Genomic DNA, 19,660 nt, shown 5'->3' with positions numbered 1-19,660 from the left:
CGCTGGGGGAGTGGACCCTAACCCCAGCACCTTCGCCGATTCCCGCCCCGCAGAACCTTCCGTTGCCGCCGGGGAGGAGCCAGAGACAGCGGTTCACGTGGCAGCGGACCCGGCTGCGGCGGCACCGGTCGCCACGGGGCCGGGCCGGATCGTACTGGCGGCAACGCCCATCGGGAATACGGGAGACGCGTCGGCCCGCCTGATCGAGCTCCTGGGGACGGCGGACATCGTGGCCGCCGAAGACACCAGGCGCCTGCACCGCCTTGTCCAGAGCCTCGGAGTCACCGTCGCCGGGCGGGTCATCAGCTACCACGAGCACAATGAGGCCACCAAGACCGCGGAACTGCTGGAGCACGTCCGGTCCGGCAAAACCCTGGTCATGGTCACAGACGCCGGCATGCCTTCGGTCTCGGACCCGGGGTTCAGGCTGGTGGAAGGCGCTGTGGCAGCCGGACTCACCGTGACCGCCGTCCCGGGCCCGTCCGCGGTACTGACCGCCCTGGCACTGTCCGGTCTGCCCACCGACCGCTTCTGTTTTGAGGGATTCCTGCCCCGGAAAGCCGGCGAACGGGCGTCGCGGTTGGCGGACCTTTCGGCCGAACGCCGGACCATGGTGTTTTTTGAGGCCCCGCACCGACTGGAGTCGATGCTGCGGGCCCTGCGCGAGCGTTTCGGTGCCGAGCGGCGGATCGCCGTCTGCCGGGAACTGACCAAGACCTACGAGGAAGTCATCCGCGGGACGGTCGGGGAACTGTTGCTGTGGGCCGAAGGCAACGAGGTCCGCGGCGAGATTGCCGTGGTGCTGGGCGGCGCCCCTGAGCAGGCGCCGGGCACCCCCGAGGACCACGTGGCGGCCGTCAACGAGCTGGTGGCCCAGGGAATCCGGCTCAAGGAAGCCGTGGCCGCCGTAGCTGAGGACGTCCGCGTCAGCAAGCGGGAGCTGTACTCGGCGGTCCTCGCGGCACGCTGAGCGTACAAAAGGCAAGCTGTGCAGCTGCACAACGAAATCCCGCTTCAGTAGTGCGTCCAGGCGTAGACCCTCTGGCGGCCGCGGCAGTAGTGTGACAGTAAATCAGCCAATACGGCAGGCCGCCCAGGCCCTGCGTCAAGGCTGGACCAAACCTTACTGACGAGGGAGTCACCGTGACTGTCACCGCACAGCCAGCTGTTACCGCGGAGCGCGAAATCGCACTGCTGGCCTCTGTTCCCACCGGATTGCTGATCAACGGCGAATGGCGCCCGGCGGCGTCAGGCAAAACGTTCGACGTCGAGGACCCCGCCACGGGCAAGGTGCTGCTCAGCATCGCTGACGCCGGCGCCGAAGACGGCAAGGCTGCTTTGGACGCGGCCGCCGCGGCGCAGGAATCGTGGGCGAAGGTCCCGGCCCGTGAACGTGGCGAAATCCTGCGCCGTGCCTTTGAGATGGTTACGGCCCGTGCCGAGGACTTCGCGCTGCTGATGACCATGGAAATGGGCAAGCCGCTGGCCGAGGCCCGCGGCGAGGTCGCCTATGGCGCCGAGTTCCTGCGCTGGTTCTCCGAGGAAGCTGTCCGTGCGTTCGGCCGCTACTCGGTCTCGCCCGATGGCAAGTCCCGCCTGCTGGTCACCAAGAAGCCGGTGGGCCCGTGCCTGCTGATCACGCCGTGGAACTTCCCGCTGGCCATGGCCACGCGCAAGATCGCTCCTGCTGTCGCAGCCGGCTGCACCATGGTGCTGAAGTCGGCCAACCTCACGCCGCTGACCTCGCAGCTGTTCGCCGCAGTCATGCAGGAGGCCGGCCTGCCGGCCGGAGTCCTGAACGTCATCCCCACGTCCACGGCAGGGGCCACCACCGGCCCGCTGATCAAGGACCAGCGCCTGCGCAAACTCTCGTTTACGGGCTCCACCGAGGTGGGCCGGCGCCTGCTCGCCGACGCGTCCGAGACCGTCCTGCGGACCTCCATGGAACTCGGTGGCAACGCCCCGTTTGTGGTGTTCGAGGACGCGGACCTGGACGCCGCCGTCGCCGGTGCCATGCTGGCGAAGCTGCGGAACATGGGCGAAGCCTGCACCGCGGCGAACCGGTTCATCGTCCACGAGTCCGTCGCCGACGAATTTGCCCAGAAGTTCGCCGCGAAAATGGGTGAGATGACCACCGCCCGGGGCACCGAACCGGAGTCCAAAGTGGGTCCGCTGATCGATGCCAAGAGCCGGGACAAGGTTCATGAGCTGGTGTCCGATGCCGTGGCCTCCGGCGCCAAGGCTGTCCTGGGCGGCGCCCCGGCCGAGGGCCCGGGCTACTTCTACCCGCCCACCATCCTCACCGGCGTCACCGAAGGCACGCGGATCCTGTCCGAGGAAATCTTCGGCCCCGTCGCCCCGATCATCACCTTCGGCACCGAGGACGAAGCCGTTCGCCTGGCCAACAACACCGAGTACGGTCTGGTGGCGTACGTCTTCACGCGCGACCTGAACCGCGGCATCCGGATGGGCGAACGGCTCGAGACCGGCATGCTCGGCCTGAACGCCGGTGTCATCTCCAATGCCGCCGCACCGTTCGGCGGCGTCAAGCAGTCCGGGCTGGGACGCGAAGGCGGCCTCGAAGGCATCGAGGAATACCTTTACACCCAGTACATCGGCATCGCGGACCCCTACGCCGGCTGAAAGGATCGACCTCCGGCTGACAGGATTATCCTCCGGTCAGCCGCTTCCTCCACCGCCAGTAGGTAGCCGCCGCGGCGAGCCGCTATTGGCTACCACGCGGCCGGAACAAGCCGCCGCGCGCCCTCGACCAGGAGCGTGCGGCGGCTTTTGCCGTCCGGCGCGCCAGCCTGTTGAGCCCTCTGAACGGGGCAGCCAGGAGCCAGGCCCACCGGCCCAGAACCGACGGCGGGAGCCAGTCGGCACGGAGGCGTCGAGGGAGCGAGGCGTTGGCACGCAGGGAATGCTGCACCGCCGCGATGCGTGGGGCAATAGCCCCTGTCCTGCCGCGGCCGGCTGTGTCCTGGACAGGCGGGCCGTAGTGCCGGCGTTCAAAGTCGGAGGTGAGGCTGCGGATGGCTTGGTGCGCGGCGTCGTCCATGCCTCCATGTTCGCCGAGCAGCGATGAATGGCGGAGCCGTGCGGAATACGTCCGGGCTGTTTCGCTGGCGTCCGGTGGCAGTCCGTAGTCGGTTCCGAGATCACGGATTTCGGCCCACGCCAGCGGAATCACGTCCTCCCGCGCCCGGCCCTCGGTGCGGAGCCGCCGGGCACGCCGCCCCATCCTCACCAGCCGCGGCGAGGCCGCCAGGAGGACGAGGCCCAGCGCGGCCGCCGTCCCCAGCAGCCATGGCAGGAGCAGCTGCCCGAGGTCCCCTGCGCCGCCACCTGCACCGGGGAGGGGCACGGCCGTGGCGCTTGGTGTGGGGGTCGGGGCGGTTGCGCCGGGAAGGAGGTCCTCGTTATTACCCAGCGAACCGGGGATGCCGGGTGTGCTGGTTTCCGTGGCGTACGCGGGTATAACACCACGCGACGGCGTGGGTTCGAAGGGCACCCACCCCAATCCCTGGAAGTAGAGCTCGGGCCAGGCGTGGGCGTCCCGGGCGTCCACCTCATACTCTGGCAGCGCACCTTGCCCGGCCACTGAAACCGTGGAACCAGTGCTTCGGCCCGGCGCGTAGCCAACCGCGATCCGGCTGGGGATACCTTCCAGCCGGGCCATCACGGCCATCGCGGACGAGTAATGGATGCAGTATCCGCTCTTCTGAGTCAGGAAATCGGCCAGCACCGAGAGCCCGTTACCGTCGTAGCCGCCCTGGACAGGTGACTGGAGCGAGTAGGTGAACTCCCCTGAGCGAAGGTATTTCTGGATGGACATGGCCTTGGCGAAGGGTGTGTCACTCGAAGCTGTCACCGTGTCAGCCGTGCTTCGGACGATGTCCGGGACGTTGCCGGGAACCCTGGTGAAGTCGGCAGGGATTCCCTGCACGGCCTGCGACGACTGTTGAAGGAGGGTGGCCGTGAGCTTCGGCGCCGTGGACACCACAAGGTATTGCTGTGACCGCGTGTTGGTGTTGGCACCCTTGACGGCCAAGGTGGCCGGGTCCCATGTCCAGGCGCCATTGAGCCCGCGGATTGTTTCCGGCGCGTACGGCAACGGCAGGTACGGGCTGGTGAACATGCCCGTATCCACGGCAGTCACCTGGCGGAGCTGCTCCTCGGCGACGATCTCGTGGCCCGTCTCAAACTGTCCGGCCACGGGGCGGCGCTCTGCGTCGCGGTCATCAGGTCCCCAGGATTCGCCGTCGAAATTGTCAACAGTGACGGACCGCAGATACAGCGGCCCGGCCGCGTTGGTGGCATAGGTGATCCGCCCGCTTCCGGCCGGTGCCCGCAGGCTGTTTCCCAAGGTAATCATGGGGTTCAAGCCGGTCCCGGCGCCCCACGGGTTCAGCCGGGAGCCCTGCGGAAACGTGCCGTGGTCGAATCCGGGGATGGCCGCCGGCACTGCCAGTGTTGCCACCAGTGCCACGGTTCCGGTCAGCATGGCCCGCCGGAACTGGCCGGGATTCCGGCCGCTGTCGGCCGCAGTGCGGGAATCCGGTGCAAACCACTGGCTGCACGCGAGGATCAGGAGGTACCCGGCCGCCGTGGCAGTGAAGCCCCAAACCCCCACGCTCTGGGACTTCACGGTGGCGGGGACTACCAGGATGGCCAGCAGGCCCAGTCCGGTTGTCGCCGGCATGCCAAGCGGTACGGCCAGCGCATCGATGAGGATGACTGTCAGGCCCAGGGCTGCGCAGCTGACCATAACGATTCCGGCGTTCGGGGCCACCGGGGCACTTTCCGCAAGTACCGTCTCGCTCGCCCGGCGGACGAACCTGTCCACTTCAGCCAGGGTTGCCCCGGACGGGATGAAACCGGCAATGCCCGTGCTCCGGAAGAACGTCAGGGTGAGAATCGCGATCAGGGAGGCAAAGCCGCCGGCAGCCACCACGAGAGGATGGGCCCGCAGCGCGCGGAGCGTGGCGATGGTCAGGCAGACCACCACCACTGTGGTCAAGAGGGGCAAGTACCAGGCCCAACCCCGCAGGACACCGTTGAGGGAAATCGCGGCGCCGGCCACGGACAGGGCGACGGCGCCGGCCATGGCCCAGGGGTACGCCCCGACCCGCGTCCGTGCCGGAACCTGGCCCGGGGCACCTGTGGCTGCCTGCCCGCGGGACGCGTTGCGTTCCGGTGCCAGTGTCACCGTCCCACCCCCGCTCCGCGGCGTACGTCTGCCGCTGCCGTGGCCGGCGCAGCACCACCCTGGTCGAAGTGCGCCCAGGCGTCCGGGACCGGAACCGAGGTTGGCACCGCCACTGCCCGCCAGCCGCCCCGGCGGAGGGCCTCCAAAGAGTCCTCGGAATCCGCGGGCCTCTCGGAAACGATGATGGCGAAGGCATTCGCGCCATAACCCGCCGCCGGAGCGAGGGCTCTGGCCTCGCTCGGAGAGATCCTGCCGAGCACGGCAATAAGGGGCCCCCGCATCCGGTGGGCGGAGAGTTTGTCCATCAGGTGATCGTCGAAAACGGCCGGTCCGGCATCCTGGCCACCGTGGTCCCGGGCAGCGTGGTGCGGACCGGACAGCTGGATGGCGGCGAGGCTTTCGGCGATCGACTGGAGCCCGGACACTCCGCTGAACTCTTCCGATTCCGGTTCCGGTGCGGACGGGGAGCGGAGGAACGCGGGTTCGCCGCGGGGGTCAAGGAGGCGGAGGGCGTAGTTCCGCTCCGACAGGTGCGTGCAGATGGAGATCGCGGCCACCACGGCCCACTCGAACGTGCCGCTGGTGATCATCTCGTGGCCGTCCACGGCCGCATTGCCCCCGAAACCGGAGCCGTGCCCGCCGGAAAATGCCGCGAACCGTTGGTCAAGGATGATGGTGGCCTCCGGCGTCGTGACGGACTCCTCCTGACGCACCATCAGGGCGCCGTGGTGTGCGGTGGCTGCCCAGTGCACCCGGCGCATGGGATCGCCCGGGCGGTATTCGCGGGTCATGACGTCGTCGTCGCTGGGGTTGGCGCGGGTACGGGTTGCTGTGATGCCGTCGTTGCCGCGGGCTCCCGCGAGGCCCGTCACGGGAAGCTCGACGGCGGCGGGCGTCACGGTGAGTGTGTCGCCGTCGTCAATTGACCGCCGGTGCAGGGACAACCCGAACGGATCCGTGAACTCTGCGGTTACCGGGCCGATCAGGTACTGTCCGCGTTTGGTGGAGCGCAAGTGGTATTCGTACCTGCTGGTCCCGCCCTTGGCCGAGCGGGCGGGGAAATGGAAGGCCGGGGACTCGCCGAACCGTGGCGGCAGCCGTTCCTCCATGATCGCCCGGCCGCCCCCGTAACCGGTCCGCGCCACGGCGAGCCGCACTGTGGTGGCGGCGGAGGTCTCCACCGGGGACGGGTTGAACTCGCGGTAAACCTGGAACCGGGGCTTGAGGAGCCTGATCCCGGCCAGCGAAACCAGGGGAAGGACGATGAGCAGGACACTCAGGCTCAGCAGGTCCCGCCGCCCCATGATCTGCGCAGACAACAGGCAGACGGCGCCGGCGGCCAGGAGCCCCCAGCCACGCTGGCTGAACAGGTGCCGGGGCAGTCGGTCACGCAGCGCCATATGACGGCCCTGCCTAGTGGTTCCGCCGCAGTCCGGCCGGCGGGGCCGGGTTGTTCACCGGGTCCTGGTTCACCGGGAGCCGGGAGAGGATGCCCCGGATGACGCTGTGCGGGGTCTCGCCGGCGCCGGCCGCCTTCCGGTCCAGGATGATCCGGTGGGCCAGCACGGATTCCGCCACGCTGACGACGTCGTCTGGCAGCACAAAATCACGGCCGTCCAGCGCCGCCGTGGCCTTCGCGGCCCGGAGCAGCTGGAGCATGGAGCGTGGGCTGGCGCCCAGCCGGAGCAGGGGGCTTTCGCGCGTTGCGCGGCCTACTGAGACGGTGTATTCCTTGATGGCCTGGGAGACGTAAACCTGTTGGACCGTGGCGATCATCGCTGCGACGTCCGCCGAGGTGACCACAGCGGAGACCTTGGCCAACGGGGAGGTTGCCTGATGGGTCTCCAGCATTTCGATTTCGGAGTCCTTGTCCGGATAGCCCATGGAAATCCGCGCCATAAAGCGGTCGCGCTGGGCCTCGGGGAGTGGATAGGTGCCTTCCATCTCGATCGGGTTCTGGGTGGCCACCACCATGAACGGTTCGTCGAGTTTGTACGAGTCCCCGTCCACGGTCACCTGGTGTTCCTCCATACACTCCAGGAGGGCGGATTGGGTCTTGGCGGACGCGCGGTTGATTTCATCGCCAATAACAATGTTGGCGAAGACGGCACCCGGGCGGAACTCGAACAGCCGCGACGCCTGGTTATAGATGGACACGCCCGTCACGTCCGAAGGCAGCAGATCAGGAGTGAACTGAATGCGGCTGACCGTGCAGTCAATGCTCCGGGCGAGGGTTTTGGCCAGGAGGGTCTTGCCCACACCTGGCACGTCCTCCAGGAGCAGATGGCCCTGGGCCAGCAACACCGTCAGGGCAAGCCTGGCCGCATCCGACTTTCCGTCAATGACGGTGTTGATCGAGGCCAGGATCCGCTGGCTGGCCGCGTGGAATGAGTCCGCGTCCATGGCTGCTGCCTTGTAACCGTTGAGATGGCCCACCTGCTCCGTCACGGGGGTAAAGTTCCGGCCGGCAGGGGTTACCTCGTTGACGGCGGTGCGGCGGTGGGAGTCCATCTGCAACCTTTCAGTCCGGGGATCACCCGGAACGGGACAGCAGGCCTGCCTTCGCCCGGCGGTGGGCGTTCGCATCTGTTCGTACCAGCCTACTAACACAACTGCCCTTGCTGACAGAGAGTTCCGGGAATTCTGCCGCGATCCGCCGCCGCTAGGCTTGAGGGATGTGCAATTCGCTGATTCCCGCCGCTTACCGTGCCGCCGGAGCGGACCCTGCAGACGCCGGCCGGCAGGCGCGGCAGGACTATCCGCCGGCGCCGGAGCCGCTGCCGGTCCCCGTGATGGACAACCATGCGCACCTGGATTTCCCCGATGGCGAGAGCCCGGTGGGCATCGCCGCGGCGTTGGATGCGGCCCAGGCCGTCGGAGTGCAGGGGGCCGTCCAGGTGGGCTGCGACCTGGAGTCCTCCCGGTTCACGGTCCGCGCCGTTGACCTGGACAGCAGGTTGCTGGGGGCAGTGGCATTGCACCCCAACGACGCCCCGGACTATGCCAGGCGCGGCGAGCTGGAGGATGCGCTGGCGGAGATTGAGCAACTGGCCGCCCACCCCCGGATCCGGGCCATCGGCGAGACCGGCCTTGATTTCTTCCGCACCGAAGGGGAGGGCCTGGCCCACCAGCGCTATTCGTTCCGGCGGCATATCGATATTGCCAAGCGCCTGGACCTGACGCTGCAGATCCATGACCGCGACGCTCACGACGACGTTGTGCAGGTCCTGCGCGAGGAGGGGGCCCCGGAGCGGGTGGTGTTTCATTGCTTCTCGGGTGATGAGGCGCTCGCCAGGATCTGCAATGCCGCGGGCTGGAACATGTCCTTTGCCGGCACGCTGACCTTTAAGAATGCGGCTAACCTCCGGGCCGCGCTGGCGGTGGCAGACCCGGACCTGGTGCTGGTGGAAACGGATGCCCCGTTCCTGACTCCGCATCCGCACCGCGGCCGTCCCAACGCCAGTTATGTGGTGCCGTACACCGTCCGCGCCATGGCCGAATTGACAGGAACTGACCTCGCGGAGCTCTGCACCCGGATTAGCGAAAATACCGTGCGGGCGTACGGATCGTGGTACTGATCTGGGCCTCGTCACATTGCTTGGTTCACATACCTCGTATGTAAATTTCTTGGCCGCTTTATAACGCTACGGTTACAGTGGAGAACTATTAGCCGGGGTCGGGGAAGGCCTTCGGATAATTTCACTTCATTCGCAGCAGGACCAGGCGGGGCTTTGATGCCCTCTGCCTGCCGCGCGGAGTGTGGCGGCGCAACGGTGCCCGGAGCTTGTCCCCAGGGTCATGCGCCGGCTATTTCACTGCGTTTTTCCCCGTGCCCGGATGGATCTAAAGTTACGGGCAATCGTGGTCAAGCTCTTCACAACGGACGGCAAGTTCAGTTTTATCAAGGTGGGCACCCAACTGGTGGTGCTGTGTGCGCTGGTGTTAGGCCTCGTGGCCTTCGTCGGAAATAACAAAACCGTTACCCTCAACGTCGACGGAAAAGTGACTTCGGTCCAGTCCTTCGGCGGCACCGTGGGCCAGGTCGTAAAAAGCGCCAATGTAGAACTGAAGCCGGCTGACCGCGTCTCGCCATCGGCGGACGCCAAAGTGGAGAACGGCACCGTAATCAATGTCAACATGGCCAAGGCCGTGAAGGTCAGCCTGGACGGCTCTGAAAAGACCATCAACACCACGGCGCCGGATGTTGCGGGCCTCGTCACCGAACTGGGAGTGGCCAGCTCCTCCTCCGTTTCCGTCCCGAAGGACGCCCAGCTCGCCGTGGCCGGATCGTTTGTCTCCATCTCCACGCCCAAGACCGTCAGCATCGTTGCCGACGGCAAGGCCTCCACGGCCACCACCACCGCGGGGACCGTCGCCCAGGTGCTGGAGGACGCCGGCATCACCCTCGGCGTCGACGACCGTACTTCCCAGCCGGGCAACGCGCACGTGGTCAACAACATGGTGGTTAAGGTCTCCCGGGTGGATACCAGCCAGACCGCGGCCACTACTGAAGATGTTGCTTTCGACAGCATGACCACTGAGAGCGCTGAGCTTCTCAAGGGCGAGAAAGAGGTCACCCAGGCCGGCGTGGCCGGCAAGGTGGATAAGAGCTTCAAGCTGGTGATGGTTGACGGCCGCGAAGCCTCGCGGACGCTGGTCTCCGAAACTGTTTCCGTCCAGCCCGTGACGGAAAAGGTCACGGTAGGCACCAAGGCAAAGCCCGCAGCCGCCGCCGGAACGAACACCGGCGCCTCGGCCCCGGCCATGATGAACGAGGCCATGTGGGACAAGATCGCCCAGTGTGAGTCCACCGGAAACTGGTCCATCAACTCGGGCAACGGCTACTACGGCGGCCTCCAGTTCGACATCCAGACCTGGATCGGCTCCGGCGGCGGCGCCTACGCCCCCAACGCCAGCCTCGCCACCAAGGCACAGCAGATCGACATCGCCAACCGCGTGTACGCACAGCGTGGCCTGCAGCCGTGGGGCTGTGGCTGGGCCGCTACGAGCTAGGCACCAATGAGCACCTGCGCTGGCGGCAGCTGACCACAGCCGCCAGGCAAGCAGAAGACAGCGGCCGGCCCCGGATTGTCCCGGGGCCGGCCGCTGCCGTTAAGCGGAAACACACACCGCGTAACACGCATGATCCGCGCGGAAAGCGGATGGCCCGTCACTGCGGCCGGGATAGGATGCCTAGGTGACTGAACCGACTGCCGCCGCGCCCGCACCCCTCTTCGGTGCTTCCGACATACGCCGGCTGGCGGAAGAAATCGGTATCCGGCCCACCAAGACACTGGGACAGAACTTCGTCATCGATGGCAACACCATCCGCCGGATCGTCTCCGTTGCCAACATCGGGCCAACCGAGACGGTGCTGGAAGTCGGGCCCGGCCTTGGTTCCCTCACGCTGGGCCTGCTGGATGCCGCGCAGACGGTCGTCGCCGTCGAAATTGATCCGGTCCTGGCGGCAAAGCTGCCGGAAACCGTCAAAGCATGGCGGCCGGACGCGGCGGGCGCTTTCCACCTGGTCCAGGCGGACGCCATGAAGGTCACATCGCTTCCCGTTGAGCCCACCGCCATTGTGGCGAACCTGCCGTACAACGTGGCGGTGCCGGTGGTCCTGCACCTGCTCCAGCATTTCCCCAGCCTGCAGCACGGTCTGGTGATGGTCCAGGACGAGGTGGCTGACCGGCTGGCCGCGGGGCCAGGATCAAAGACCTACGGGGTGCCCTCGGTCAAGGCGGCCTGGTACAGCAGCATGCGCAAGGCCGGGGTGATCGGCATGAACGTCTTCTGGCCTGCGCCGAAGATCCAATCCGGGCTCGTGGCCTTCACCCGGCGGGAACCGCCTGAAACAACCGCCACGCGCGAGCAGGTGTTCGCCGTGATCGACGCCGCCTTCGCCCAGCGCCGGAAGACGCTGCGGGCCGCCCTGGCCGGCTGGGCCGGCGGCGCAGCCGAGGCCGAGCGCTGCCTCATCGCCGCAGGAGTGGCTCCATCGGCCCGGGGCGAAGTCATCGACATCCACGCCTTCGCCCGGATTGCCGAAGCCCGCGAGGCCGGGTCGTGAAGGCAGCCGCCGGGAAGTTTCCCGCACGGACGGTCCGTGTGAAGGCGCCCGGCAAGGTCAATGTTTCCCTGGACGTGGGACCCTTGCGCGCTGACGGCTACCATTCAGTTGCCAGCGTGTACCTGGCCGTTTCCCTTTATGAGGAAGTGGCTGCCACCAGCACGGAGACCCCGGGGATCACCGTCAGCATCAGTCCTGACAGCACCCTGGACCTGGACGGCGTGGATATTCCGCTGGACGAGAAGAACCTGGCCTACAAGGCCGCAGCGATCATGGCCGATGTCTCCGAGCATTCCACCGGCGTGCACCTTGAAATCACCAAGCGGGTCCCCGTGGCCGGGGGCATGGGCGGCGGCTCGGCCGATGCCGCAGCCACCCTGCTGGCCTGTGACGCGCTCTGGAACAGCGGGCTGTCGCGGGATGAGTTGGCCCATCTGGCCGCCGAATTGGGTGCCGACGTCCCTTTCTCCCTCCTCGGCGGAACCGCCGTCGGGCTTGGCGTTGGCGACGACCTTTCGCCGGCACTGGCCAAGGCCCAAACGGACTGGGTCCTCGTGGCGGCGGACTATGGGCTGCCCACCCCCGAGGTCTTCCGCACCCTGGACCGGCTCCGGGAGGCAGAAGGACTGGACGTTGCCGAGCCCACGGCCGTGGATCCCAAGATCCTGCAGGCGCTGCGGAGCGGGGACGCCGATGCCCTGAGCCGGGTCCTGGTGAACGATCTGCAGAGGGCCTCCATTGAACTTTCCCCCGCGCTCCGCGATACGCTGGGACGAGGTGAAGCGCTCGGCGCCCTGGCCGGAATCGTATCCGGTTCCGGACCCACCGTGGCGCTGTTGACCCACAATCCCGCCGCCGCCGAAAACCTGGCGGAGGACCTGCGGCACTACGGGCTGACGGCATTCCCTGTCCACGGGCCCGTGCATGGCGCGCGCATCATCTCCGATACTCTCCTTTAAGAGCCCCCTTCCTTACTGAGCAGCAGAAAGCAGTCCCCCTTGGCACACCTTCTTGGCGGCGAAAACCTTACGGTTTCGTACGCAACGCGCACCGTCCTGGACGGCATCACCCTCGGACTCGAGGAAGGTGACAGGATCGGCATGGTGGGCCGGAACGGCGACGGCAAGTCCACGCTGATGCGCCTCCTGGCCATGCGCTCCACCCCGGACTCGGGCCGGGTGACCAAGCGCAGCGAAGTCAACATCGGCTACCTGGACCAGAGCGACGTGCTCGACGGCGACCTCACAGTGGGCGCTGCGATCGTCGGCGACCAGGCCGACTATGAATGGGCCCGCAACCCCCAGATCCGCGAAGTCATGGGCGGCCTGGTGTCCGACGTCGACTGGCATGCGAACGTCCACGCCCTCTCCGGCGGGCAGAAGCGGCGGGTGGCGCTGGCCAAGCTGCTGATCGAAGACCACGACGTCATCATGCTCGACGAACCGACGAACCACCTCGACGTCGAAGGAGTCGCCTGGCTGTCCCGGCACTTGAAGACCCGGTGGCGGGCCAACCAGGGCGCCTTCCTGGTGGTCACCCACGACCGCTGGTTCCTGGACGAAGTCTGCACCAAGACCTGGGAAATCCACGACGGCATCATGGACCCGTTCGACGGCGGCTACGCGGCCTACGTGCTGGCCCGTGCCGAGCGTGACCGCGCGGCGAATGTCATGGAAGGCAAGCGCCAGATGCTCGTGAAAAAGGAGCTCGCCTGGCTGCGCCGCGGCGCTCCGGCCCGCACGGCCAAGCCGAAATTCCGCATCGAGGCCGCCAACGCCCTCATCGCCGACGTCCCCGAGCCGCGTGACTCCACAGCCCTGAGCAAGATGGCCACCGCCCGGCTCGGCAAGGACGTCCTGGACCTCGAGAACGTCTCCCTGGACTTCCTCGGCGGCGACCCCGGACAGAAACTCTTCGACAACATCACGCTGCGGCTTGCCCCCGGTGAGCGGCTTGGGCTCGTGGGCGTCAACGGCGCCGGCAAGACCACCCTGCTGAAACTCCTCAACGGCGAGATTGAGCCGTCATCCGGCAAGGTCAAGCGCGGCAAGACCGTGGTCACCGCCGTGCTGACCCAGGAGGTCAAAGAGCTCGACGACGTCTCGGACCTGCGCGTGATCGAAGTCATCGAGCGCGAAAAGCGGTCCTTTAATGTGGGCGGCAAGGAATTCACGGCGGGCCAGCTCGTGGAGCAGCTCGGCTTCACCAACGAAAAGCAGTGGACCCCGGTCAGGGATCTGTCCGGTGGTGAGCGCCGGCGCCTCCAGCTCCTGCGCCTGCTGGTGGGGGAGCCGAACGTGCTGATGCTCGATGAGCCCACCAACGACCTCGACACCGACACCCTCGCCGCCGTCGAAGACGTCCTTGACGGCTGGCCGGGCACGCTCGTTGTGGTCAGCCACGACCGTTACCTGCTGGAACGCGTGACGGACCACCAGATGGCGCTGCTTGGTGACGGCAAAATCCGCGCCCTGCCGCGCGGCGTGGACCAGTACCTCGAACTCCGCGAATCCGCCCTGGCCGGCTCCACGATCACCGGCGGCGGCAACCCCGTCACCGGTCCGAGCGGCAGCTCCGCCCCCGCAGCCTCCGGTTCCTCCGAAGCCGAAAAGCGCGACGCCCGGAAGGCCAAAAACCGGATCGAGCGCCAGCTGGGCAAACTGGAGCAGCAGGAAAAGAAGATTCACGACCAAATGGTCAAGAGCACCGCAGCATCAGACTTCGACGCCCTCGCCGACCAGAACAAAAAACTCAAGGACCTCGCCACCGACCGCGAAGCCCTGGAACTCGAATGGATGGAAGCCCTGGAAGTCCTCGGCGAATAACCCCGGCGCTACTTGGGCTGGGTGCTGGAGCCGCCCCTTCCGCGTCGCTTAGACACAGCACATAGGGATCCGTCCGGTCGCTGGGCGACCTGCACACTCCGATGTGCCGCGATGCGCTCCTTTCGGAAGGACCGCCTCCGGCGAGGAACCTCACCTTACGTCCTGGAACCGAAGGCACCCGACCGGAACGTTCGCCAGGGGTACTCGTGGTGGGCGCCTAAACGGAGGTTTCGGCTATTGCAGCGCGCTGAGGGTGCCGAGCGGAACTGTCGAAAGGGTTGACCGTTTAGTACGCCCGAACGGAACTATCGGCAATAGCGGGGCGGGGGACCTTCGCGTAGTCGCGCATCGCGGGCCATCGGGTACACAAGGTCGCTCAGCGACAGTTGGGCCCCTATGGCCCGTGTCTAAGCGACGGCGAAGGGCCACTGCGCCGCGAAGGCGACCACGGACTGCACCGGAGGGGGCTTAAGTGTCCGTTCGCACTGAATCTTCGGTGCGGAGCTCGGGGTCTTTTTGGAGGCCGGTGAGGCCGTTCCAGGCGAGGTTGACCAGGTGCGCGGCCACGGTGTGTTTGTCGGGCTGGCGGCTGTCCTGCCACCATTGGCCGGTCATGGCCACCATGCCCACGAGCATCTGGGCGTACATCGCGCCGTCCTGGGCGCTGAAGCCGCGGCGGTGGAATTCGTCGGACAGGATGTGTTCCACGCGGGCGGTGACCTGGGACAGCAGGGTGGAGAAAGCGCCTTCGGGCTGCGATGGCGGTGCGTCGCGCATGAGGATCCGGAAGCCCTCCGCCCGGTCCTCGATGTAGGTGAGGAGGGCCAGGGCGGCGCGTTCCACCAGGACGCGCGGCTTGCCTTCTTCGGTCAGGGCAGCGGTGATCGAGTCCAGCAGGATGTGGAACTCGAAGTCCACCACCTGCGTGTACAGGCCCTCCTTGGAGCCGAAATGTTCGTAGATCACGGGCTTGGAAACGCCGGCGCAGGCCGCGATTTCCTCAATGGTGGTCCCGTCGAGCCCGCGAGCGGCAAAAAGGCCACGGCCGACGTCGACCAGCTGGCTGCGCCGCTGTACGCCTGTCATCCGTGTCCGGGGTGGGTTGTTGCTCACATTTCCATCATGCCCTAGCGCTGCTGAAACAGTTGGAACCGGTGGCGGTGCAGTGGCCTGGCTGCCGTGATTCCTGCCAATGTCGCGGGCTGCCCTGAAGCCATGGCAAAATAAATACTTGTGCCTTGGCCTTTGCGCCTGTGGCATGGTCCGCCCTGGTGTAATGGCAGCACCCCGGCCTTTGGAGCCGTGGAGTATAGGTTCGAATCCTATGGGCGGAACTGCTGTGCGACGACCGTCCAGTAGGATGAACTCGGTGCCCCGCCGTGAATTTTGGCCGGACAGGCACCGCGCCCAGCGCAACGCGCAACCAAGCAAGGAGAACCCGTACGTGATCCCCGAGAATACCGGCCCAGCCGCCGTCATTGTTCTGGCAGCAGGCGCCGGTACCCGGATGAAATCCCGTACCCCGAAGATCCTGCACGAAATCGGCGGCCGGTCCATGGTGGGCCACGCCCTTCTGGCAGCCCGCAGCATTAACCCCGGACGGCTGGCCCTGGTGGTCCGCCACGAGCGGGATCTGGTTGCCCGCCACCTGAACGAGCTGGACCCCGAAGCCCTGATCGTGGACCAGGACGACGTCCCCGGCACCGGCCGCGCCGTTGAGGTGGCCGTGCAGGCACTGGACGCCCAGGAAAAACTCGCAGGCACCGTCGTGGTCACTTACGGTGATGTTCCGCTCCTGACCGGCAGCCTGTTGGCCGACCTGGTGGCCACACATGAGCGGGAAGCCAATGCCGTCACCGTGCTCACCGCGCTGCTGGATGATGCCACAGGCTACGGACGCATTCTCCGCGGTGATGACAGCTCAGTGACCGGCATCCGCGAGCACAAGGATGCAACGGAAACCGAACGCCTGATCCGCGAGGTCAATTCCGGGATCTACGCCTTCGACGCCGATGTCCTACGTGACGCGCTGGTCCACATCACCACCGACAATTCGCAGGGCGAAAAGTACCTCACCGACGTGCTGGGCCTCGCACGGCAGTCGGGCGGTCGGGTTGCCGCCGTGGTCACCGAAGACCGCTGGCAGGTGGAGGGCGCCAACGACCGTGTGCAGCTCTCCGCCCTCGGCGCGGAACTGAACCGCCGCACTGTTGAAGCCTGGATGCGCGCCGGCGTCACAGTAGTTGACCCCGCCACCACCTGGATCGATTCCACCGTCGCCCTGGATGAGGACGTCCGCATCCTGCCGAACACGCAGCTGCACGGCGCCACCACTGTGGCGAGGGACGCCGTCGTCGGCCCCGACTCCACTCTGACCGATGTCCGCATCGGCGAGGGCGCCAAGGTGACCCGCACCCACGGTTCCGGTGCCGTGATCGGCGCGGACGCCGCCGTCGGCCCTTTCACCTACCTGCGTCCCGGCACAGTGCTTGGCGACACCGGCAAGATCGGTGCGTTCTACGAAACCAAGAACGTCACGATTGGCCGCGGCTCCAAACTTTCCCACCTCGGCTACGCCGGCGACGCCGAAATCGGCGAGGACACCAACATTGGCTGCGGCAACATCACGGCCAATTACGACGGCGAGAAGAAGCACCGCACGGTGATCGGCTCGGGCGTCCGCACAGGTTCCAACACAGTCTTTGTTGCACCGGTCACCGTGGGGGACGGTGCCTACAGCGGCGCCGGCGCGGTGATCCGCAAGGACGTCCCGGCAGGGGCGCTCGTCGTGTCCGTTGCAGCGCAGCGCAACGACGAGGGCTGGGTTGTGGCCAACCGCCCCGGCTCACGCTCGGCGGAACTGGCGCAGGCCGCCGCCTCAGATTCCTCACATACCCCAGCATCGACAGAAGAGGACCAGCGATAATGAGCGAAATTACGGCACGCGGCGAGAAGAAGCTGGTGCTTGCCGCTGGGCGGGCGCACCCCGAACTGGCGCGGGAAATCGCCAAGGAGCTGGGTACCGAGCTGCTGCCCGTGGATGCCTACGACTTCGCCAACGGGGAGATTTACGTCCGCGCCGGCGAAAGCGTCCGGGGAACCGACGCGTTCGTCATCCAGGCCCACCCGGCTCCGCTGAACAACCACCTCATGGAACAGCTGATCATGATCGATTCGCTGAAGCGGGCCTCCGCCAAGCGCATCACCGTGGTGTCCCCGTTCTACCCGTATGCGCGGCAGGACAAGAAGGGTCGCGGACGCGAGCCTATTTCCGCCCGCCTGGTGGCGGACCTGTACAAGACCGCCGGCGCTGACCGCATCATGAGCGTTGACCTGCACACCTCGCAGATCCAAGGTTTCTTCGACGGGCCTGTGGACCACCTCATGGCCATCCCGCTCCTGGCCGATTACATCCGTACCCGCGTCGCCGCCGACAACGTCACCGTGGTGTCCCCGGACACGGGCCGCGTGCGCGTCGCGGAGCAGTGGGCCGAACGCCTGGGCGGAGCGCCGCTGGCGTTTGTGCACAAGAGCCGCGACCTCACCGTTCCCAACCAGGCCGTTTCCAAGACCGTTGTGGGCCAGATCGAGGGCCGGACCTGCGTCCTGATCGACGACATGATCGACACCGGCGGCACCATTTCCGGAGCGGTCCAGGTCCTGAAGAACGCCGGGGCGAAGGACGTCATCATCGCCGCGACGCACGCTGTCTTCTCCGAGCCCGCGGCCCAGCGGCTGTCCGAATCCGGCGCCCGCGAAGTGGTGGTCACCAACACGTTGCCCCTCACTGCGAATCAGCAGTTCCCGCAGCTGACGGTGCTGTCCATCGCACCGCTGATCGCCCGCGCCATCCGCGAAGTGTTCGACGACGGTTCGGTCACCAGCCTGTTCGACGGCAACGCCTGATTCTCGAAGCTCTTGGTGGTTGAGCCCGTCGAAACCCGACAGGCTCAACCACTGCCGTCAGGCTCAACCACCGCCGTTTTCAGTAATTTGGCCCGGCGCTGGTAAGCTTTTTCACGATACCTTGGCGAGGGAGAGCATCCGGGAAACCGGACTGCAGGTCTCCGTTATCGACTGGGTCTGAATCTCCCTTCTGGAAGGGCCGCCTCACGGCCGCCCGGCGTTGAAGGTCGTAACAGACCTCCGCCCTTGCTGAACACCTTTTAGTCTTCCGAGGAGATACACATGTCTGAGCAGAAGCTCGCAGCAGAAGTACGCACCGAATTCGGCAAGGGCTTCGCCCGCCGCGCGCGCATGGCCAACCTGATCCCCGCCGTCATCTACGGCCACGGCGCCGAGCCGATCCACATCACGCTTCCGGCCAAGGCCACCACGCTTGCAGTCCGCAAGGCTAACGCCCTGCTGTCCCTGGACGTCAACGGCGAAGAGCACCTGGCCCTGGTCAAGGACGTCCAGCGCGACCCGATCAAGCAGATCATCGAGCACATCGACCTGCTGACCGTCATCAAGGGCGAAAAAGTCACCGTGGACATCCCGGTTCACATCGTTGGCGAACTGGCTCCGGGCAGCGTCTTCAACCAGGAACTCACCGTCATCTCCCTTGAGGCTGAGGCAACCCACCTGCCCACCGCCATCGAGGTCGACATCGAAGGCCGCTCCGCCGGACAGCACATCCACGCTTCCGACCTGGTCCTGCCGAAGGGTTCGGTCCTGCTGGCCGACGCCGACGCACTGGTTGTCCACATCTCCGAGGCCACTGAGGTCTCTGAGGAAGAGGCACAGGCTGACTCCGCAGCCGCAGTCGCAGGCGAGTAATAACGGCGCAGTTTGATATGTGGCCGGGCCCTGTCGGGGTCCGGCCACAGCCATGTCCGGACCACCTTAGGATTGAATAATGACTGACACCTGGCTGATCGTTGGCCTCGGAAACCCCGGGGCCGAATACAAGGGCAACCGGCACAATGTCGGCCAGATGGTCCTGGACGAACTCGCGGGCCGGATGGGTGGCAAGTTCAAAACCCACAAGGCACGCGCCCAGGTGCTCGAAGGACGGCTGGGGATCGGCGGCCCCCGGGTGGTGCTGTCCAAGCCGATGAGCTACATGAATGTTTCCGGCGGCCCGGTGTCCGGCCTGGCAAATTTTTACGGCATTGACCCTGAGCATGTTGTCGCGGTGCACGATGAGATTGATATTCCGTTCAACACCATAAAGCTGAAATGCGGCGGCGGTGAGGGCGGCCACAACGGCCTCAGGGACATGTCCAAGGCGCTGGCCACCAAGGAATACCTCCGGGTACGGGTGGGCGTGGGCCGCCCTCCAGGGCGGATGGACACTGCAGACTATGTCCTGCGCGATTTTGGCACTGCAGAGCGCAAGGACCTTCCGTTCCTTCTCGATGGGGCGGCTGATGCCGTGGAGATGCTGGTCAGGGAAGGGCTGACTGCGGCCCAGCAGAAGTTCCATCCGGCCAGGTCAGACGTTCACGAATAAAACTTAAAACCGCCTGTCCCTGTTTACCTGCGTGTGCCAAGGGGTAGTCTTCTTCCTAAGCGGGGGAGCGATGGGGCTTATCCCGCTTTAGTGGGATG

Annotated in this window: 15 protein-coding genes and 1 tRNA gene; 12 read left to right on the top strand and 4 right to left on the bottom strand. The window is 66.3% G+C overall.

The window, feature by feature from the left end:
• Positions 1 to 10: 10 nt before the first annotated feature.
• Positions 11 to 970, top strand: a complete 960-nt coding sequence (gene rsmI / locus AU252_RS04100) for a 16S rRNA (cytidine(1402)-2'-O)-methyltransferase (RefSeq protein ID WP_430929464.1) — start codon at positions 11 to 13, stop codon at positions 968 to 970.
• 173 nt (positions 971 to 1,143) lie between these two features.
• On the top strand, positions 1,144 to 2,643 hold the full coding sequence (locus tag AU252_RS04095; protein ID WP_058929629.1) for an NAD-dependent succinate-semialdehyde dehydrogenase: 1,500 nt from the start codon (positions 1,144 to 1,146) through the stop codon (positions 2,641 to 2,643).
• Between the two features lie 82 nt (positions 2,644 to 2,725).
• On the opposite strand, the gene AU252_RS04090 is transcribed toward AU252_RS04095, so the two are convergent.
• The 3 genes from AU252_RS04090 to AU252_RS04080 are packed head-to-tail and all read right to left on the bottom strand — an operon-like array spanning position 2,726 to position 7,723.
• The gene (locus AU252_RS04090) at positions 2,726 to 5,212 is read right to left on the bottom strand and encodes a transglutaminaseTgpA domain-containing protein (protein ID WP_058929628.1); all 2,487 of its coding nucleotides are present in this window, start codon (positions 5,210 to 5,212) and stop codon (positions 2,726 to 2,728) included.
• Positions 5,209 to 6,612: a DUF58 domain-containing protein gene (locus tag AU252_RS04085; protein WP_058929627.1), complete on the bottom strand. Its 1,404-nt coding sequence runs from the start codon at positions 6,610 to 6,612 to the stop codon at positions 5,209 to 5,211. The genes AU252_RS04090 and AU252_RS04085 overlap by 4 nt, the downstream gene beginning before the upstream one ends.
• 13 nt (positions 6,613 to 6,625) lie before the next feature.
• Complete coding sequence (locus tag AU252_RS04080) at positions 6,626 to 7,723, bottom strand: AAA family ATPase (RefSeq protein WP_058929626.1); 1,098 nt, start codon at positions 7,721 to 7,723, stop codon at positions 6,626 to 6,628.
• Between the two features lie 164 nt (positions 7,724 to 7,887).
• Here AU252_RS04080 and AU252_RS04075 point away from each other — a divergent pair, with 164 nt between their 5' ends.
• The 5 genes from AU252_RS04075 to AU252_RS04055 all read left to right on the top strand — a co-directional run bounded on the left by AU252_RS04075 (position 7,888) and on the right by AU252_RS04055 (position 14,107).
• Positions 7,888 to 8,790: a TatD family hydrolase gene (locus tag AU252_RS04075; protein ID WP_058929625.1), complete on the top strand. Its 903-nt coding sequence runs from the start codon at positions 7,888 to 7,890 to the stop codon at positions 8,788 to 8,790.
• 283 nt (positions 8,791 to 9,073) lie between these two features.
• The gene (locus AU252_RS04070; RefSeq protein WP_058929624.1) at positions 9,074 to 10,225 is read left to right on the top strand and encodes a resuscitation-promoting factor; all 1,152 of its coding nucleotides are present in this window, start codon (positions 9,074 to 9,076) and stop codon (positions 10,223 to 10,225) included.
• 184 nt (positions 10,226 to 10,409) lie between these two features.
• The gene (gene rsmA / locus AU252_RS04065; protein WP_058929623.1) at positions 10,410 to 11,282 is read left to right on the top strand and encodes a 16S rRNA (adenine(1518)-N(6)/adenine(1519)-N(6))-dimethyltransferase RsmA; all 873 of its coding nucleotides are present in this window, start codon (positions 10,410 to 10,412) and stop codon (positions 11,280 to 11,282) included.
• The gene (locus AU252_RS04060; protein WP_058929622.1) at positions 11,279 to 12,241 is read left to right on the top strand and encodes a 4-(cytidine 5'-diphospho)-2-C-methyl-D-erythritol kinase; all 963 of its coding nucleotides are present in this window, start codon (positions 11,279 to 11,281) and stop codon (positions 12,239 to 12,241) included. The genes rsmA and AU252_RS04060 overlap by 4 nt, the downstream gene beginning before the upstream one ends.
• 39 nt (positions 12,242 to 12,280) lie before the next feature.
• Complete coding sequence (locus tag AU252_RS04055; RefSeq protein ID WP_058929621.1) at positions 12,281 to 14,107, top strand: ABC-F family ATP-binding cassette domain-containing protein; 1,827 nt, start codon at positions 12,281 to 12,283, stop codon at positions 14,105 to 14,107.
• Positions 14,108 to 14,575: 468 nt separating this feature from the next.
• On the opposite strand, the gene AU252_RS04050 is transcribed toward AU252_RS04055, so the two are convergent.
• Positions 14,576 to 15,220, bottom strand: coding sequence for a TetR/AcrR family transcriptional regulator (locus AU252_RS04050; protein WP_058929620.1), 645 nt, complete (start codon positions 15,218 to 15,220; stop codon positions 14,576 to 14,578).
• Between the two features lie 149 nt (positions 15,221 to 15,369).
• Between AU252_RS04050 and AU252_RS04045 the strand changes: the two genes are divergently transcribed.
• The 5 genes from AU252_RS04045 to pth all read left to right on the top strand — a co-directional run bounded on the left by AU252_RS04045 (position 15,370) and on the right by pth (position 19,562).
• Positions 15,370 to 15,441: transfer RNA gene (locus AU252_RS04045), tRNA-Gln, on the top strand.
• A gap of 110 nt (positions 15,442 to 15,551) precedes the next feature.
• Positions 15,552 to 17,033 carry a bifunctional UDP-N-acetylglucosamine diphosphorylase/glucosamine-1-phosphate N-acetyltransferase GlmU gene (gene glmU, locus AU252_RS04040; protein ID WP_058932731.1) on the top strand — a complete coding sequence of 494 codons (1,482 nt, stop codon included), beginning with the start codon at positions 15,552 to 15,554 and terminating at the stop codon, positions 17,031 to 17,033.
• Positions 17,033 to 18,013 carry a ribose-phosphate diphosphokinase gene (locus AU252_RS04035; protein WP_056348072.1) on the top strand — a complete coding sequence of 327 codons (981 nt, stop codon included), beginning with the start codon at positions 17,033 to 17,035 and terminating at the stop codon, positions 18,011 to 18,013. Before glmU ends, AU252_RS04035 begins: the two co-directional genes overlap by 1 nt.
• Positions 18,014 to 18,295: 282 nt before the next feature.
• Positions 18,296 to 18,886 (top strand): 50S ribosomal protein L25/general stress protein Ctc, encoded by a 591-nt coding sequence (locus tag AU252_RS04030; RefSeq protein ID WP_058929619.1) that lies wholly within the window; start codon positions 18,296 to 18,298, stop codon positions 18,884 to 18,886.
• A 79-nt stretch (positions 18,887 to 18,965) separates the two neighbouring features.
• A complete protein-coding gene (gene pth / locus AU252_RS04025) occupies positions 18,966 to 19,562 on the top strand; it encodes an aminoacyl-tRNA hydrolase (RefSeq protein WP_058929618.1) in 597 nt (198 codons plus the stop codon).
• The last annotated feature ends 98 nt before the right edge of the window (positions 19,563 to 19,660 follow it).

The sequence above is a fragment of the Pseudarthrobacter sulfonivorans genome, assembly GCF_001484605.1.
GTDB lineage: Bacteria > Actinomycetota > Actinomycetes > Actinomycetales > Micrococcaceae > Arthrobacter > Arthrobacter sulfonivorans_A.
The sequence above is the reverse complement of the archived record's forward strand: the minus strand, read 5'-3'. Positions and strand labels throughout refer to the sequence as shown.

Excerpts from the sequence above, each read along its gene's own strand:
- AU252_RS04075 (WP_058929625.1), top strand. The coding sequence starts at position 7,888 with ATGTGCAATTCGCTGATTCCCGCCGCTTACCGTGCCGCCGGAGCGGAC.
- pth (WP_058929618.1), top strand. The coding sequence starts at position 18,966 with ATGACTGACACCTGGCTGATCGTTGGCCTCGGAAACCCCGGGGCCGAA.
- AU252_RS04085 (WP_058929627.1), bottom strand. The coding sequence starts at position 6,612 with ATGGCGCTGCGTGACCGACTGCCCCGGCACCTGTTCAGCCAGCGTGGC.
- AU252_RS04080 (WP_058929626.1), bottom strand. The coding sequence starts at position 7,723 with ATGGACTCCCACCGCCGCACCGCCGTCAACGAGGTAACCCCTGCCGGC.
- AU252_RS04030 (WP_058929619.1), top strand. The coding sequence starts at position 18,296 with ATGTCTGAGCAGAAGCTCGCAGCAGAAGTACGCACCGAATTCGGCAAG.
- AU252_RS04035 (WP_056348072.1), top strand. The coding sequence starts at position 17,033 with ATGAGCGAAATTACGGCACGCGGCGAGAAGAAGCTGGTGCTTGCCGCT.